We start from the raw sequence: 16,285 nt of genomic DNA, 5'->3' as shown, positions 1-16,285 counted from the left end.
CATTCAATGAAGCAAACTGGCTTCGCTCAGAACCAGCTCACACATACCAAACTGACTCTGAATCTATTCGCGGCGCACTATCGTCAATCACCCTTGCAAGCCGCAGCGATTCTGATCGGCATTGTGTTAGCGGTCACCTTGTTTGTCGCAGTGCAAGCCATCAACCTCAATGCCAAGCGCAGTTATGCAGAATCGACCGAGCAACTTAGCGCCCAAGCACAAAACCTTATCATTCCATTAGCAGGGCAAAACTATTTGCCGGAATCGCTCTACTTCAACTTAAGACAAAGTGGATTAAGCGCAGCGCTACCCGTTATAGAAGGGCGAGTAAGAGACGAACAAGGTCGACGTTGGTCAGTTCAAGGCAGTGAGTTGATCGCCGCCCTCACTTCAAGAACTCGTCACTCTCGCGTCGACGATAAAAGCAATATTCAAACCAAAGAGCCAAACATTTCCCTGTTCGACAATGTCTTACCTTTGCCGCAACTCTTAGCGGGTGAACCCATTGTGATGATGAGTCAATCTCAGCACCAGAGTTTGGACGAAGTGGACACGCTCACTTTAGATGAAGTACTCAACAAGGTTGTGGTACTGCCAGATGAATGGCAACTGGGTAGCCGAATGTTGATGGACATTGGATTCGCTCAGCAATTGCTTAACAAGCAAGGGCAACTGAGCTACATCGCTGTTTTTGACACTAAGAGCGACACTAAGAGTAATACTCAGGATAAATGGCAGAGCCTCATAGGCGAGCAAGGGCAATGGATTTCCAACAACCAAAGCACGGATCTCGGTTCAATTACCGACAGCTTTCACCTTAACCTCACCGCCATGAGTTTGTTGGCGTTTTTGGTTGGCCTATTCATCGCTTACAACGGTGTGAAGTACAGTTTGCTGAAACGTAATCGGCTGTTGGTGCAAATTCAACAAGCCGGCATTGCGCCAAGCATCGTGTTTTCAGCTCTGTTAGTCGAGCTGACTGTTTTAGTCACACTGGGCGCGTCGCTTGGTTTCATTCTCGGCATTCAACTCAGCCATTGGCTACATCCAACTGTCGCGATAACGCTTGAGCAACTTTATGGTGCAACACTGCTTCCCGGTACATGGCAGTGGCAATGGTTAGTGCAGGCACTGCTACTCACGCTGGCCGCAACGCTTGTCGCGTGTTGGCAACACTTTAAACAGCGGGTGCGACAACCCCTCTCTTCCCATGGCGGTTTCTATCAAGCGCCAGAAGCGTCTAACGAAAATCAGCTGTTTGTTATCGGGTCAGTATTAACCATTGTCGCGTTAGCAGGGTTATGGCTGAGCGAACACCATCGCTTCACCATGGCATGGCTCGGTGTGTTAGTGGTGTCGATTCCCTTGTATCTCCCCAAAACGCTCAGCGTGCTAGCGAATTGGAGCGAAAAACGCACCCAATCAGGATTGATACAATATCTATTTGCTGAGCTGCGTGAACTTATCTCCCCTCTTTCCCTTGCCATGATGGCATTGCTTCTCGCCGTCACCGCCAATATCGGAATGAATACCTTAGTCGGCAGCTTTGAATCCACGTTAAAGCAATGGCTTGAACAGCGCTTACATGCCGATATTTACGTTAGCCCTGCTCAAGCTGAAATCGCCAATGTAGAGCGCGCATTAGAACAGTTTGAGAACGTTGAAACCGTCTATAAGCAATACTACGTCGATGATAACTTGCAGGGCTTACCGACTTTGCTCGGCACCAAAAATAAAGACACACTTGAGCAAACCATGGTGTTCCAATCCCGCGTTGATGACTTCTGGACGCGCTTTTACCAAGGTGAATTAGTGGCGATCAGCGAACCTACGGCGGTGAAGCTCGGCTTGTCCCTTGGAAGCCAACTCAAGCTCGACGCGATCCAAAACAAAACACTCATCGTCGGGGCGATTTTTCATGATTACGGCTCACCGAATGGCGAAGTGTTACTTGCACCTAATTTATGGCTCGAAAGCGGATTTACTGACTTGCCCACCAGCTTGGGAATCAAAGTATCTGGCGACCCACAAGTGGTGTACGAACAGCTACGCCAACAACTCAATCTGCACCCAAGTCAGCTTTACGATCAGGCACAGATCAAATCGATCGCTTTAGATATCTTCTCACAAACTTTTGCCATCACTCGGGCGCTTAATGGCGTCACATTAATGGTGGCAGTGATTGGGTTGTTCTGCGCCTGTTTCATGTTGCTCGATGCACGCAAAGCCGCCATTGCAAGGTTGTATGCGCTCGGTGTTAGTCAGAAAAAATTGATGGTGATGGTAGTCGCGCAAATCGTTGTTCTGGTCACCTTCACTCTGGTTATCGCCTTACCACTCGGCGCTATGGTCGGTTATGTGTTGACGCACATCGTTACCCTGCGCGCCTTTGGTTGGAGTTTAAATTATGTATGGAATTGGAGTGATGCACTCAGCATCGCAGCCATCACCATTTTAGTGGCTGTATTCGCGACCTTGATTCCACTGTGGCGTTTGGTCAGCAAACCCGTGGTATCCAGTTTACAGAGCGAGGTGTTGTGATGAATCGACCAATAAAAGTTTTCCTTCTCACACTTGGCATCTTGCTCCTTTTAGGATGCGAGGAGTCCACTCAACCGTCAGCTCAAAATATGGGTTCGTTACTCAGTACTGGAACACAAACCGAGAATGAAACACAAAAAGAGGCTGAGCAATTCACCCCGGTAGTAAAAGGCGTCGAGATCACCTTCCCTGCCGACCATAAAGCACACCCTGATTTTCGTCATGAATGGTGGTACTTAACCGCCAACCTGATTGATGAAGACGGCAATGCGCTAGGCGTACAATGGACACAATTCCGCTTCGCGGCTGCACCAAAGGACAGTTCGAATAGCACTAAGGAAACTACGTGGCAAAGTCAGCAAATCTACATGGCACACAGCGCCGTCACCACCAAAGACAAACACTACGCCGATGAGAAGTGGTCACGCGAGCAAGCTGAACTCGCAGGTGTAAGCGCTTCACCATTTCGGGTCTATCTCGATGACTGGCAGTGGACATCGTCAAGTGATGATCTGTTCCCCGCAACCTTGAACGCTAATTCCGGTCAGTTTGGCTACTCGCTTAAGTTAACCAACAACGCGCCTTATCAAAAGCAAGGCGAACAAGGCTACAGCACCAAAAGTAGCGATGGCAAAGTAGCTTCCTATTACTACAGTCAACCATTCATTAATGTATCGGGCGAGGTAATTATCGATGGAGTCACGCATCAAGTTTCCGGTAAAGGTTGGATAGACCGAGAATGGAGCTCGCAGTTTTTACTCGACTCGCAACAAGGCTGGGATTGGTTTGCACTAAGGCTGAGTGATGAAAGCAGCTTAGTCGTATTCCAACTGCGAAACTCAGCAACAGGTGAAGCCAGTTATTCCCATGCAAGGTTAATGCAGCAAGATGGCTCTGGCATCGCGATTAAGCAACAAGACATCAACTTAACCGCCATCAAGCAAACGGAAATCGATGGAAGTGACTACCCAACAAAATGGCAAGTTTCAATTCCAACTCAACAAATCGAACTGACCGTTTCAGCTCTGAATCCAAATGCCAAAATGCCGCTGTCGGTTCCCTATTGGGAAGGCCCGGTCTTAATTGAAGGAACTCACTCTGGTACAGGCTACATGGAGTTGACTGGGTATTAATCAAAAAAGCAGCGTAAAGAACTATACGCCTTTATGCTGCTTCATCACTCTATTCAAAGTTAACAAATGAAAGAGATTAAATCGCCAATAGATACGATTTAACAGACGCAAGACGTAAAGTGGCCCCACCAATGATGTCTATAAAACCGAGTATAGGGTAAGGCTTAGACGCACTGATCCATGCTGAGCCTGTCGCGCCAATCGGTATTTTTTTCATCGTTTCTTCATCAATTTCTAAAATAACGGTTCGACCAATTGCTGGAGACCCCCTTTGAATATGTGCCGAAACTCGCTGCTCTTGTGGGAGTAAATTTCCTTGAGCCTCACCGGTTGCTTTTACTTTACTGTGAACACGAGAGCGGAAAATTTGCCCTGGAAAAGTATCAATAAAGAACTCGCTAAACTGACCTTTTTCGATATTGGCAAAGGCTTGGTCTGGGATACGCATTTCGACAAATTTCTTCGATGTATCCCACACATGCAGGGAACCGACTCGAGATCCATCAGCAATAAAAACATGGGTGATCATGCCATCAAACGGAGCTCGAACCGTAAGGCGGTCAAGGTCAAACATCAAGCTTTGTTTCTTAGCGAGCAAGCCATCTTTCTTGGCGTGCAACACGTTCAACTCAGCCATAAAAAACTCAACATTGTCTTGAGTTTCTTCTAACTCTTTAAGGCTAACATGTTGCTCTAAGTTCTGGTTACGCGATAGGTTTCGCTTAGCTTGGGCCACTTTCACTTCTTGAGCTTCAATAGTTCTATCAATTTCAATCAGACCAGAATCAACCTCAGAAATCGACGCAGAGATCAGATCATCTTTGAGAGTGTAAAGCACTTCGCCCTTTTTCACATCGCGATTATGGTCAACGTATATTTTGTCGATATGTTGGCCAAGCGCTGGAGAGAGCACTGCATGAGGTGCTTTGACAGTGGTTGAATTGGTCAAATCAATCGGCGAATAGAAACGATGGCCGACAAACAAACTCACCAGTAACAGCAAACCAATCACAACAGACACAAAGTAATTCTTAGGGGTTCGTTTGAGTACATTAAATTTGAATAACAACCAAACCACTAATATGTAGGGGAGCATGATCTCTTTCATTGCGAAGCGCCTCTAATCCACTGTTGTAATTTATCCCAGTCCGTCACAATCGCGAGCACCGCAATAATCCAGAGCGGTTTGTAAAACATGCCCAATATGCACAGCCAAAAAATCAACTTGGCCTGAGCCAAACCACGCTCTTTAGCAAGGTGTTTGGGAATAGAATGGACATACCATAGCTTGCTCAATGTCCATACAAGGATGCCCAATGTGACTGCCACAATGAACCACATGAACAACGTCGATTCTAGAATGTTATAGACCGAAGGATACGCATCGTAAACCAAGGTAGTTGGATGAATCTTCATACGATTTCCTAAATTATCATCCCGTCTCTAAGGCAAAGCCATTGGGACTATTCCAATCACTTAAGTACTTATGCACTTACATACTTACGCACTTAAGCACTTAAGCACTTAAGCACTGAGCCCAGAATGAACGAAAAAAGCCGTCTATCAATACCCATTGTCATCGGTATCAATAGACGGCATACACTTTATTGTTCTAGGTACTTAACACGAACTTCTTTGATTTTGCCGTCAAATTTGAACGGCATCTCATCATAATAAGCTTGTGATACTGGCGAGCCTAAATCAGAGCCAATATCAAACCCATCATTGAATGAGAAGAACGAAGGCGCTGTTTTTGGAACCACACCAGAGGCGAACGTTTCACCATTCACCTTGATGGTGATATCGAAAGGCGTAAACGGCCCCGGCTTAGTGGCTTTAGATTCAACTTCTATCGTCACTTCACCTTCTGGTAACACTTTCTCAGATTGGATATGTGTGTGTTCCATCAAAAACAGGTTGTACTCATAGTTAAGTTTTCCGTCTTTCACGTACACCGTCATACCACCTGAGAATGCACCGACCGCGTAGAGCACACCATTCGTATCAGGAGTAACCACCGCATCAAACTCGACGAGCGTAGAACGGTTGCCGACTTTTGGTGCTGCAATTTCAGGGATTCTGGTGATTTCATCAGGATACGTCCATTGCGTATATTTACTCTCTGGCGCATCTTGCGGGCTGTGTGCTGCAGTAGACCATAATGATCCACCAATCGGGAATGCTTTGTTATCCTGCGCTTCTTGCTTGAAAATCGCCTTCATTTCTTCCAGTTTTTCAGGGTACTTATCAGCCAGATCAACCGCTTGAGACCAGTCCTCATCAATGTGGTATAGCTCCCATTGATCCGTCTCAGGACTCCACTCTCTAAAACCTTCGGGCATACCTTGAACCCAAGGAGCTCTTGGCCCAAACGCACTCGCAAACCAACCATCATGATAGATACCGCGACTGCCTAAGATCTCAAAGTATTGGGTTTTCTTCTGCCCTTTCACATCCGCATCGTCAAACGAATAGGTCATGCTTTTACCATCGATTTCATCTTGAACATGACCGTTGACCACTTTAGGTGGTGTAATGTCTAAGATGTCGTAGATAGTAGGCGCGATGTCGTTAACGTGGTGAAATTGCGAACGTGGCGTCGCATCGGGTTCGATTTTTGCTGGCCAACGCACCGCAAGAGGTTGACGTGTTCCACCAAAATGAGCCGCAACTAACTTGGTTGATTTATAAGGGGAGCTGCCTGCCCAAGCCCATGCCGCATGCGCCATGTTCTCGAATTTAGGACCGCCTAACTCATCAATTGAACCGACCTTGTTCATCGCTTCAATTTGTTGCTTTGTCGTGGTTGGAATGGCGTTTTGAGCGAGCAATTCAGCAAGCGTGCCATTTTGCCCTTCCGATGACGCGCCATTATCACCCCACAAGTAGAAGAAGACAGTGTTGTCTTTGTAGCCAAGCTCATCGATTTCATCGACCAAACGACCAACCTGAGCGTCGGTATGCTCAATGAAGCCTGCGTACACTTCCATTAAACGTGCTTGGAATGCTTTTTCATCTTCAGGTACATCGTCCCACGCAGGCATACTTTCTGGCCTTGGTGTTAGCTGCGTGTTTTCAGGAATCCAACCCATTTTCTTGGCTTTTTCGTATACGTCTTTTCTGTATTCATCCCAACCTGCGTCGAATTTGCCCTTGTACTTATCAGCCCATTCTTTAGTTACATGGTGAGGGCCGTGTGCCGCACCACTAGACCAATACATCATGAAAGGTTTGTCAGGCTGCAGAGACTTGTGCTGACGCATCCATTTGATCGCTTGATCCGCAAGATCTTCACTCATGTGATAACCTTCGCGGTGGATTTTTTCTGGATCAACAAACGTGGTGTTTTCCACCATAGTCGGTTCATATTGAGATGCACCAGCACCAACAAACCCATAGAAATATTCAAAACCATAACCCGTAGGCCAATTATCAAAAGGCCCCGCAGCTGTTGAATCTAAAGGGTGAGTGTTGTGCCATTTACCAAAAGCAGAGGTTGAATAACCGTAGTTTTTAAGTACTTCAGGAAAGGTCGCACTGGTTTTCGGGATCACCCCTGCATAACCATCCCAATCGTTAGCGTATTCCGCAATAACACCTGCGCCAACACGGTGATGGTTTCGGCCAGTAAGCAATGAAGCTCGTGTAGGCGAACACATCGCTGTCGAGTGGAAACGGTTGTAGGAAATACCTTCACCAGAGATTTCATCTAACGTAGGCGTATTGATTGGACCGCCGTAAGTCGACGTTTGGCCAGGACCTACATCATCGATCATCACGATGACGATATTAGGAGCATCTTCAGGTAAATGGTTGGAAATAGGACGCTTGTTATGAGTAGATTCAGCAAGAGTATGTTTGGCCACCGAGGTCGATGGCTGACTAGGAAACGGTAAGACCTCTTGTGCGACAGAACCCGCAGCAAAACAAGACATCATGATGGCACTAAGCTTTTTCATTTGGACACCTTTGAGAACAGGAATTAACTCCGGTCTACCTGTTGTGCTAAAGACATCCGTATACCGTCATTTAGCGAAGCAAAATAGATCAGAGATGTAAAACTCAATGGCGAGGGGTCAAAGAAAATAGCCTCAGCACCAATGTAGTTTTTCAGTGCTAAGGTTATTCAAAAGGGGGATATGCAGGTAGAGCGTGGCGTTTATATCAGCAATAAGTGGGGTTTATAGTACTAATCCGCGCATCCTAGGTGTGCTCGAATAGTTTCTCTAACTTTTATGTGGTTTTCTGTTTTTTGATAGCGTCGATGGTAAGCCAGACAGTATTCCAATGGCTTATGCTCTATCGGGTTTTCCAGTACTTGAAAATTTAAACGCTCTTGCCAATTGAGTGCAAGATGTCTAGGTACGATCGCAACTCTATCACTGATGGTGACATCAAGCAGCATCGCTGAAATTGAATGGGTCTTGCATTGGATATTCCTACTTTTTGGACTCTCCAAGCGGATATGTTCGAATCCATCCATTCCTTTCCATTGGGTGGCTAATGCGACATGCCCCTCTTCATAGAATTGATTCCGTGAAATATGATCATGAATTCTTGGATGGTCACGACGGCACACAACAACTGTTGACTCGCTGAATAACGGCTCAGTGACAATGGAGTGGTCTTTGACCATAAATATACCCACGGCTAAATCGACAGATAACGATTTAAGTTGGTGCAGCAGTATTTCCTGATCTAATGGAGTATGTTCTATCATCATTGACGGTAGAACGGGCAAATCCAATGCCAGCGCCTCGTTCACATAAACCGAATAAGTAAAACGCTCACTCAAGGCATTTTGTATTTCATCAAACCCAACGCGAAATCGAGTGGCTAAACGAATGGCCATCGCGGTCGGTTTCATCGTCCGCCCCTCTCGATAAAACAGGGGCTCACCAATCTCTTGTTCCATTCGCTTTATAGATGCACTCACCGCTGGTTGCGTGATACCTATGGTTTCAGAGGCTTTGGTATAAGAGTGATACTGGTAAACTTCTAAGAATACTTTTATCAAATTCAGATCAAAATCCATGGTTTACCTTCTTACTCCGCAGCAATGTTTGTATTTTATACCACTTCCACAAGAGCAAGATTGATTACGACCAATGGTCACAGAGCTTTTGCTTACAACTGCTGTCAGCTTCACATCTTGATAAGCCAATGCCCACATGATTTCATCTGCAAAACGACCAACAGATAATAGCCTACGCATTTCTTTCATGTATTGAGCACTGTACTCGAAAAATTTTCTATAGCCTTGGCAAAAATAATTATGCCCTGGATGTCCGCTTGAACTGCGTTCAAAACGATGTTTTGGACACCCTCCATTGCAGGCAAACTGAAATGGGCATTTTTTACAGTCGGGAGTCAATGTTGTTTGTTTTTGTAGACCGAATTCAATGGCTTGCTGGCTGTTATTGCATTCAGAAATCGATTTATGATGAATATTGCCCAAACGATGTTCTGGGTATACATAATGGTCGCAATTGTATAAGTCCCCGTTCGCCTCAAGAGCAAAAGCATGACCACAACGTTCAGTAAAATGACACATTCCAGACTGCTGTCCGCACCAAGCACTCAACGTACTATCAAACATATTCACAAAAATGGAGCCCACATCTTTGCGTACCCATACATCAAAAATGTCACAAAGAAATTCGCCATAGACTAACGAAGGCACCGACCATGACGTCACTTCCGCTAAAGGCTCATCGGGTAAGACAAGTTTTAAATCCGTTTGAGAACATGTTTGCTTCGTTCGTTCGACCAACGGAATAAACTGAATATACGTTGAACCAATCTCTTTCAAATGCTGATACACCCGCTTTGGATGTTTCACATTTTCATTATTGACGACGGTAAGCGTATTAAACTCAACACCATGCTTTTTTAACAATTCGATACCTTGCATAACTTGAGCATGTGTTTGTTTACCCGAGCGGGTGACTCGGTAAGCATCGTGTAGATCTTGTGGCCCATCAATGGACACACCGACTAAAAAGTGATGTTTTTTGAAAAACTCACACCAAGCATCGTTAAGCAAAATGCCGTTGGTTTGAAAGGTGTGTTCAAGTTTTTTTCCCTTTCCGTACTGTTCACATAACTGCATGGTTTTTTCAAAAAACGCGAGCCCCATCATTGTTGGCTCACCGCCCTGCCAAGTAAATTGAACATGGTTGTTGCTTTGAGCTTCAATGGTCTGCTTTATATAGGAACTTAGCGTGTCATCACTCATTCGCCAGTTTGTTTGACGTTCAGGATAGAGTTGGTGTTTTTCAAGATAGAAACAGTAACTGCAATCAAGATTACAGACAGAGCCGGTCGGCTTGGCCATTACGTGACAATTGTGAGGTGCTTGCATGAGTGAACCTTATAGTCAGCCCATCCATTGTGGCTAATTAGTGAGAAGCGTCCATAAGTGTGTATCACCATTCTATAGGTTCAGTTTCTGGCTAAATAGTCGGTGGTGGTTACATTTACTATAAACAGGATTTATAGTTCATGCCTCTAAATAGCTCAAATCCACGACCACCGACAAATATCGACACATTTTAGTGATTAACCAAAGCCTTCTTCTGCTCTCTACTCTTATATTCTTCTGCTTTGGTTCTGGGTGAGTTTAAAGTGTATAACTCGGCATCTAGGCTTGTTAAACGAATCAGTGACGATAAGAAAGAGTCACAAAGTGAATACGGTTATCTTCATAACTTCCTGTTGGCTGCAGCGTCACGTTGTCGGCTGTGATATCCGCTGTTCCATTATTTTGATATTGATACGCTAAACCTAACTTGTTGCCAGATTCAAGCTCATACTCACTACCAAACCCAACGCGCCATTGCTGGTCAACGGGCAGTAGTACGTCTCGCTCATTCTCGTTCACTGGAGAAGAGTCGTAGCTAGCGCCACCATAAATCGTAAACTTATCCATCTTATGCGCTGCGCCAACGCCTACAGAATAGGTCCATGTATATTTGTCGTCATAATCTTCCCAGTTTTCAAACTTAGCGTTAACCATTACATCGGTTTGTTTGGAAAGAGCATGCTTAAGCCCCAAGTCGATACTAGTAACCCAAGACAAATTCGCGGTTGGATTCACATCTAGCGACGTTTCAATATCAATTTCATGGTCTGTTTTATGGCGATATTGCAGACCCAAGTGTGTATTGTCGCTCAACGTGTAGTAAGAGCTCAGAGCAAAAGAAGGAGCAACACTGTCACCGGTAGCAAGTTCTTCCAATTGAGTGTTCACGCCACCAACGACGTCTATCTTCATGTATTGAAGAATCAAAGAACCGCCAAGGGAGAGCTTGTCTGTAACTTGATATGAAACACCAGTTGTAATATCGACGACAGCAATAGCATTCTCTGAAATGGCATTGATTGGATTAGCGCCGACACCATTGCTATATTCAGCACCTAAGCCACCCGCGGAATGAAGACTAATTCCAAGTACCGCTTTCTTATTCACTCTTTTAGCATAAGAGGCGTGAGGTGCGATTAATCCCTTTGAGGCTTCAGTGCTTTCTCCTGAATCATCACGAGTGAACTGGTTGAATACATTGATATACTGAGCGCCCGAAACATACGAGCGATCTTCAATGCCAGAAAGTGCAGCGGCGTTTGAGATTGTTGCAGAAGAGTCAGAACTGTTTGTAACGTTGGCGGCCCCTGCTGTTGCAACGCTTTTGGTTGTCGCTATTTGAGACATGCTTAAGCCAGCACTATTGACCCAAAAGGGGGTAAGAGTGGCACATGCAACCACAACATTGAGAGCGACTTGCGTCATCTTCATTTTATAGATTCCTTAGGATGTTTCGAGAGAATTTTTCGGCGTATTGCACACATGCAACAAGCCCACACTTGAACCATCCGCAATAAAAGCTAGAGCGTTCACGTAATTAGTAATTAAGTGGCGCCCGAACCTTTCTTGTCATTCAACTCAGCCACAAAACTCAATATTGTCTCGGATTTCGTTTAACTTAGACCAATTTCACTTGTAGATTTTCGATGCCCCGATTCATATCCGCATTTAACGTGTCATCACTCATTTAACAATTGATTGGGTGTCCAGGACAGAGTTGGTGTGTTTCGAAATAGAAAAGGGAGTTGCAACCAAAATGACAAACAGAACCCGTCGACTTGGCCATTAATGAAAACGGTCCATATAAGTGTGTTCCACTATTCTATAGGTTCAGTTTTGGTCTAAATAGTTGGTGGGGATTACATTTGCTATAAGCGGGGTTTATAGTTAAACCTTATGGCGTCGTCTTTATACGATTTATATTTAGTGTGATATTAAGCGTACGCTTTTGTAACCAAAACTAACTTTTTTTCTTCTTGAGGTAGTTCAGTTGGATACCAACAACTTATGTTGCTCAAAGCCCACTTCACAACTGCGGACAAAAATGAGTTTGCGTCACCCTCGTTCAACACTACAATGGAATTCTCTCAATAGTTAAGGACTGACGATGAAAGAACTTCGCGATTTAGATTTAAATCTACTGAAACTATTGCAAGCGGTTGTAGAAACACGAAACACACATCAAGCCGCAGACAAACTAGGGATATCACAAACTAGCGTCAGCCGTGGTCTAGCTAAGCTGAGAGAAACGTTTGGCGATCAACTGTTTATACGTAAAGCACATGGAGTAGAACCTTCTGAACTAGCTGAAAAACTGGCAGAAGCGGCCGATGAAATGTTCACGCCATTGGTTAAAGTCGTTGAGTCTTATCAAAATTTTGACCCTCAACAGTTCACCGGTGAAGTATCGATAGCAATGAACATTTTCCTGCTAGAGCAATACGGTGATGGTATTTTTAGTGAGCTGCGAAGCGTATTACCTAATGCCAACTTCAAACTGGTTTACTGGCAAGAACAAAGCTTGAGTGACATGCTTAATGGCCAAGTTGACTATATGCTCCACTTCGCCCAATTCCCATTACCACAAGAAATTTATCAACATAAATTGAAAGAAATCAAGCTGAGCCTTATTGCCCGCAAAAACCACCCTGTGCTTAGTAACGGCAGTGCTTGGGAAGATATTCACCACCTTCCTATAACTCGGATACTCGCAGATGGAATTAACTCGAAGCGTGCGCCAGTTGAAGACCTTTATTTAGCGAAAGGCTACAAGGCTAATATTGTGTTATCCACTCATAGTCTTCGAGTTTTACTTAACAAGTTAAAACACTCTGATGCCTTTTCATTCGGCAGTACCTTCATGACAGAAAATGAACCAGAGTTGAGTTGCTATCCTCTTCCTGTTGTCCCTAGAGAGATGAGGTCCATTCAAATTAACGGTGGCTACCTACAATCTAAACGTGGCTTCCCATTGAACCAACTGTTGCACCAAGCGATGCAAAGCTTCTTCGATAAAGTGGTGCAACCAGAGAAGTAACTCTTGAACATCAAGTTACTTCATATCGGTCACTTATTTTGGAGACTTTTGTAAACTAAAACTAATTGATATGCTTATTGAAGAATAAGCCAATCTCTTTGATAGCATCTTCCGATTCAGGCATGTCCGCAACGAGTCCATTCATATAATCACCATGAGACTGACCATCATAAACGTGAAGCTCAGTCTCAACATCAGCGCTGCGCAGTAATCGGTGCATTCGAACCGTATCACTCAGTAATAAATCACGAGTTCCTGAAATAAAAACAGTGGGTGGAAAAGCATCTATATTTGCGTAAATAGGTGAAATTAGTGGGTTATCCAATGCCTCACCATCAGCATATAAATCAAATGTCGCTTGAATTAATCCTTCACGATGACCTAATGAATCTAGCCCCTTCAATGTGTGCCAAGTATCCGATGTTTCTTTCAAATCAACCGCTGGTGTGCCAATAAAAAGCGCTCCCGGAGCCGGTAAATCCATATCTTGTATTTTTAGTGTCGTTGCCAACGTTAAATTACCGCCCGCAGATGTGCCAAAAATAGCGGTCGATTCTGCTGTTTGAGTTTTCATTAGCTCTTTCCAAACAGCAACGGCATCATCAATTGCAGCTGGAAATGGATGTAATGGTGGCTGACGATAATCAACTGAAATCACTTTTGCCCCTAACCCATTCGCGACCCAAATTGCCTCTCGAAGTGCCGATTCACCCCCACCAAAAACAAACGCGCCACCATGAATATGAACTAGCCACTTATCTTTATATTCAGATGAGACTATTTTGGGCGTGACAAAAAAGGTATCTACTCCTGCAATTTTTTTTGCTTCATACGTTACTTCAAAACGTTCCGCTACTGATTTAGCGAGTTCAACTCCGGGTGCATCAAACATAGACTGAAATTCAAGCCACTCCTCTGTACTTTCAGGGACAGGAATCTCTGGAATGCTGCCTCTACCTTCGATCATTTCAGCAAACGTTGTCGATATCCCCACAGGCGTTGGAATCGTGCGCTCAGCCAAGTTGATATCAGCGATTACCGAGGTACTTGAAAGACTAAGTACAAGCGCAGAGACAAGAGTAGTAGGAATTAAATTAGTCGGTATACATTTGCGTAATGTTTTCATTGTGACTCCAAAGGCAATTTATGAACTGCGGTTTGCAGTTTGTTAACGCCATTATTGAAATCAATGAACTTAAAATCGACGAATTAGAGAAATTCAGAATTGGGGCAACAATTGAAGCATTTATGAATTTCTCTAATTCATATTCAACCTCTTCCCACAACCATAAGCTATGAGCAAATCACTACCTTATGGAGGACGTAGTGAACATTCGCGAACCGACAAAGTCACTAGGACCTTACGATGTTGGCCTCAACGAGAAGCTCAAATGTATAAGATTTTAAAACAAGAGAAAACGCTACTCCTTGGTATTTTGACTGTAATATTCTTCAAGACTTTAGGTGAAAGCATGCTGACCTCAAGTCTCTCAATCTTCTCTTATGTCATCACTACCGCCGTCCTCTTGTATGTCTCAATGACCGCCATTTTTGCGGTGGTTCGCCACTCAGACTCCTTAGCAATTAAGTTGGGAGACCCATTCGGCACCCTTATTCTGACATTGTCAGTCATCTCATTAGAAGTGATTATGATCTCTTCTGTCATGTTGACTGGCGATCCAAATCCAGTTCTTGCCCGAGATACGATGTTTGCTGTGATCATGGCGGTATTGAATGGCTTTGTCGGTATTACCTTATTAGTTGGTGGGATGAAGTATCACACCCAGTCCTACAATTTGGATGGCATTAAAGCGTATTTGGTTGCCATTATTCCTCTTGCGATGCTCTGCTTGATCTTGCCAAACTTTACCAGCAGTAGTGACAATGGAAACATGTCATTGAGCTTGATGGGCACATTAGTTCTCGCATCCATTGCGTTATATGGCGTATTCCTGTTCGTACAAACACGTAGCCATACTCACTTCTTCATTGATGCCGACAATAAAAGTGAACATGACCACCACGGCCCTGTAAGTAGCAATCTATTTCACACCGTCATGCTAATTAGTTACTTACTCATCGTAATACTTCTGGCAAAAGGTTTAGCCATTCCAATTAACGACAGCATTAGCGTTATGGGCGCTCCGGCAGCCCTTGGTGGCCTTATCGTTGCCCTTATTATTCTCGCGCCAGAAGCAGTTGGTGCCGTCAAAGCCGCTCTCACCAACCAGCTACAGCGTGCTATCAACCTGTTCTTCGGCTCAGTATTAGCAACGATTGCACTGACCGTACCGGCCGTTTTATTGATCTCTGGTGTAATGGATCAGCCCTTGAAATTAGGCTTAGAACCCGCAGAAATGGTGTTGCTGGCCGCTACACTTCTCATGACCAGCGTTAGCTTTAGCAGCGGTAGAACCAACTCGTTGAATGGTGCAACCCACCTTGTCCTCTTCTTCGCTTATTTAATTTTGATGTTCGACTAACACGAAGCACAACAGCCAGATCATTCGATCTGGCTGTTACGTCGTTTGATACCATTAAGGAAAGAGTATGAATGAAATATTATCCGCCATTTGGATACAAGATTTTGACACGCTACTTGAGATCAACTCACTCCATATCTTGCTGCTACTGCTTGCGGTTGTGTTATTTCTAGAGTCGAGTTTTGTGTTTTTGCCTCTCCCTGGGGATGGACTGGTCTTGTTTGTAGGTGGACTAGTTGGATTAGGTGCTGTGGATTTTTATACCGCCCTGACTGCTCTCAGCTTATCGGCTTGTTTAGGTACCATTATAGGTTATCTACAAGGACGCTGGTTAGAAGGTTCACGCTTCATGAACAAAATTGAAGTCGTACTGCCTGAAGATTCATTACCTAGAGCAAGGCGCCTTCTCAATAAATTCGGGTTCCTATCATTGTTCGTGTCCCGCTTTATTCCTTTCGTTCGAGTTCTAACCCCGATGCTGATGGGCATTGCACACCTGAGCTTTATCCGCACTGTCATGATCAGCATGACCAGTTCCATCGTGTGGGTGTTAACCCTGCTTTATGCAGGAAAGTCCATTATGCGTCACCCGTTTCTACATCAACATCAAGAACTCATCACCAAGTGGTTTCTCTTCACCAGCTTAATGCTGATGGCAATTGCTTTTATCACCTTGTTTATCCGAATAATTCGCAAACGTAATCACATTGCAGTGTAGCCCATTATT

General features: G+C 44.5%; 12 protein-coding genes. 5 read left to right on the top strand and 7 right to left on the bottom strand.

Translation table 11 applies throughout. The annotated features are described in order from the left end of the window. Positions 1 to 6 precede the first annotated feature (6 nt). Positions 7 to 2,541 (top strand): ABC transporter permease, encoded by a 2,535-nt coding sequence (locus tag DUN60_RS18330; protein ID WP_114634764.1) that lies wholly within the window; start codon positions 7 to 9, stop codon positions 2,539 to 2,541. Continuing rightward, positions 2,541 to 3,674, top strand: coding sequence for a lipocalin-like domain-containing protein (locus DUN60_RS18325; RefSeq protein WP_114634763.1), 1,134 nt, complete (start codon positions 2,541 to 2,543; stop codon positions 3,672 to 3,674). Before DUN60_RS18330 ends, DUN60_RS18325 begins: the two co-directional genes overlap by 1 nt. A 76-nt stretch (positions 3,675 to 3,750) precedes the next feature. Here DUN60_RS18325 and DUN60_RS18320 read toward each other — a convergent pair whose 3' ends face one another. The 6 genes from DUN60_RS18320 to DUN60_RS18295 form a co-directional block, all read right to left on the bottom strand. Beyond that, positions 3,751 to 4,782, bottom strand: a complete 1,032-nt coding sequence (locus DUN60_RS18320) for an HlyD family secretion protein (protein ID WP_054545818.1) — start codon at positions 4,780 to 4,782, stop codon at positions 3,751 to 3,753. Beyond that, complete coding sequence (locus DUN60_RS18315) at positions 4,779 to 5,090, bottom strand: hypothetical protein (protein WP_010432893.1); 312 nt, start codon at positions 5,088 to 5,090, stop codon at positions 4,779 to 4,781. The genes DUN60_RS18320 and DUN60_RS18315 overlap by 4 nt, the downstream gene beginning before the upstream one ends. Before the next feature lie 188 nt (positions 5,091 to 5,278). Further along, a complete protein-coding gene (locus DUN60_RS18310; protein ID WP_114634762.1) occupies positions 5,279 to 7,633 on the bottom strand; it encodes an arylsulfatase in 2,355 nt (784 codons plus the stop codon). Positions 7,634 to 7,863: 230 nt separating this feature from the next. Then, the gene (locus DUN60_RS18305; RefSeq protein ID WP_114634761.1) at positions 7,864 to 8,709 is read right to left on the bottom strand and encodes a LysR family transcriptional regulator; all 846 of its coding nucleotides are present in this window, start codon (positions 8,707 to 8,709) and stop codon (positions 7,864 to 7,866) included. Between the two features lie 3 nt (positions 8,710 to 8,712). After that, the gene (locus DUN60_RS18300; RefSeq protein ID WP_114634760.1) at positions 8,713 to 10,038 is read right to left on the bottom strand and encodes an anaerobic sulfatase maturase; all 1,326 of its coding nucleotides are present in this window, start codon (positions 10,036 to 10,038) and stop codon (positions 8,713 to 8,715) included. 297 nt (positions 10,039 to 10,335) lie between these two features. Then, positions 10,336 to 11,469, bottom strand: coding sequence for an OmpP1/FadL family transporter (locus DUN60_RS18295; RefSeq protein ID WP_114634759.1), 1,134 nt, complete (start codon positions 11,467 to 11,469; stop codon positions 10,336 to 10,338). A 676-nt stretch (positions 11,470 to 12,145) separates the two neighbouring features. On the opposite strand from DUN60_RS18295, the gene DUN60_RS18290 reads away from it, so the two are divergent. After that, positions 12,146 to 13,075: a LysR family transcriptional regulator gene (locus DUN60_RS18290; protein WP_054545821.1), complete on the top strand. Its 930-nt coding sequence runs from the start codon at positions 12,146 to 12,148 to the stop codon at positions 13,073 to 13,075. A gap of 61 nt (positions 13,076 to 13,136) precedes the next feature. Here the strand turns inward: DUN60_RS18290 and DUN60_RS18285 are convergent, their stop codons facing one another. Further along, positions 13,137 to 14,201 (bottom strand): alpha/beta hydrolase, encoded by a 1,065-nt coding sequence (locus DUN60_RS18285; protein WP_114634758.1) that lies wholly within the window; start codon positions 14,199 to 14,201, stop codon positions 13,137 to 13,139. A gap of 265 nt (positions 14,202 to 14,466) precedes the next feature. Here DUN60_RS18285 and DUN60_RS18280 point away from each other — a divergent pair, with 265 nt between their 5' ends. Both DUN60_RS18280 and DUN60_RS18275 read left to right on the top strand, forming a co-directional pair. After that, positions 14,467 to 15,558, top strand: coding sequence for a calcium:cation antiporter (locus tag DUN60_RS18280; RefSeq protein ID WP_114634757.1), 1,092 nt, complete (start codon positions 14,467 to 14,469; stop codon positions 15,556 to 15,558). Positions 15,559 to 15,625: 67 nt separating this feature from the next. After that, entirely contained in the window at positions 15,626 to 16,276 is a 651-nt protein-coding gene (locus DUN60_RS18275; protein WP_065206737.1) for a DedA family protein, read from the top strand. Positions 16,277 to 16,285 lie beyond the last annotated feature (9 nt).

The sequence above is a fragment of the Vibrio splendidus genome (assembly GCF_003345295.1).
GTDB lineage: Bacteria > Pseudomonadota > Gammaproteobacteria > Enterobacterales > Vibrionaceae > Vibrio > Vibrio splendidus_K.
This window is presented reverse-complemented; position numbering and strand designations above follow the sequence as displayed.

What these genes read in the sequence shown, in the direction of transcription:
- DUN60_RS18325 (WP_114634763.1), top strand. Translation starts at nt 2,541, where the DNA reads ATGAATCGACCAATAAAAGTTTTCCTTCTCACACTTGGCATCTTGCTC.
- DUN60_RS18285 (WP_114634758.1), bottom strand. Translation starts at nt 14,201, where the DNA reads ATGAAAACATTACGCAAATGTATACCGACTAATTTAATTCCTACTACT.
- DUN60_RS18305 (WP_114634761.1), bottom strand. Translation starts at nt 8,709, where the DNA reads ATGGATTTTGATCTGAATTTGATAAAAGTATTCTTAGAAGTTTACCAG.
- DUN60_RS18280 (WP_114634757.1), top strand. Translation starts at nt 14,467, where the DNA reads ATGTATAAGATTTTAAAACAAGAGAAAACGCTACTCCTTGGTATTTTG.
- DUN60_RS18295 (WP_114634759.1), bottom strand. Translation starts at nt 11,469, where the DNA reads ATGAAGATGACGCAAGTCGCTCTCAATGTTGTGGTTGCATGTGCCACT.
- DUN60_RS18310 (WP_114634762.1), bottom strand. Translation starts at nt 7,633, where the DNA reads ATGAAAAAGCTTAGTGCCATCATGATGTCTTGTTTTGCTGCGGGTTCT.
- DUN60_RS18330 (WP_114634764.1), top strand. Translation starts at nt 7, where the DNA reads ATGAAGCAAACTGGCTTCGCTCAGAACCAGCTCACACATACCAAACTG.
- DUN60_RS18315 (WP_010432893.1), bottom strand. Translation starts at nt 5,090, where the DNA reads ATGAAGATTCATCCAACTACCTTGGTTTACGATGCGTATCCTTCGGTC.
- DUN60_RS18290 (WP_054545821.1), top strand. Translation starts at nt 12,146, where the DNA reads ATGAAAGAACTTCGCGATTTAGATTTAAATCTACTGAAACTATTGCAA.
- DUN60_RS18300 (WP_114634760.1), bottom strand. Translation starts at nt 10,038, where the DNA reads ATGCAAGCACCTCACAATTGTCACGTAATGGCCAAGCCGACCGGCTCT.
- DUN60_RS18320 (WP_054545818.1), bottom strand. Translation starts at nt 4,782, where the DNA reads ATGAAAGAGATCATGCTCCCCTACATATTAGTGGTTTGGTTGTTATTC.
- DUN60_RS18275 (WP_065206737.1), top strand. Translation starts at nt 15,626, where the DNA reads ATGAATGAAATATTATCCGCCATTTGGATACAAGATTTTGACACGCTA.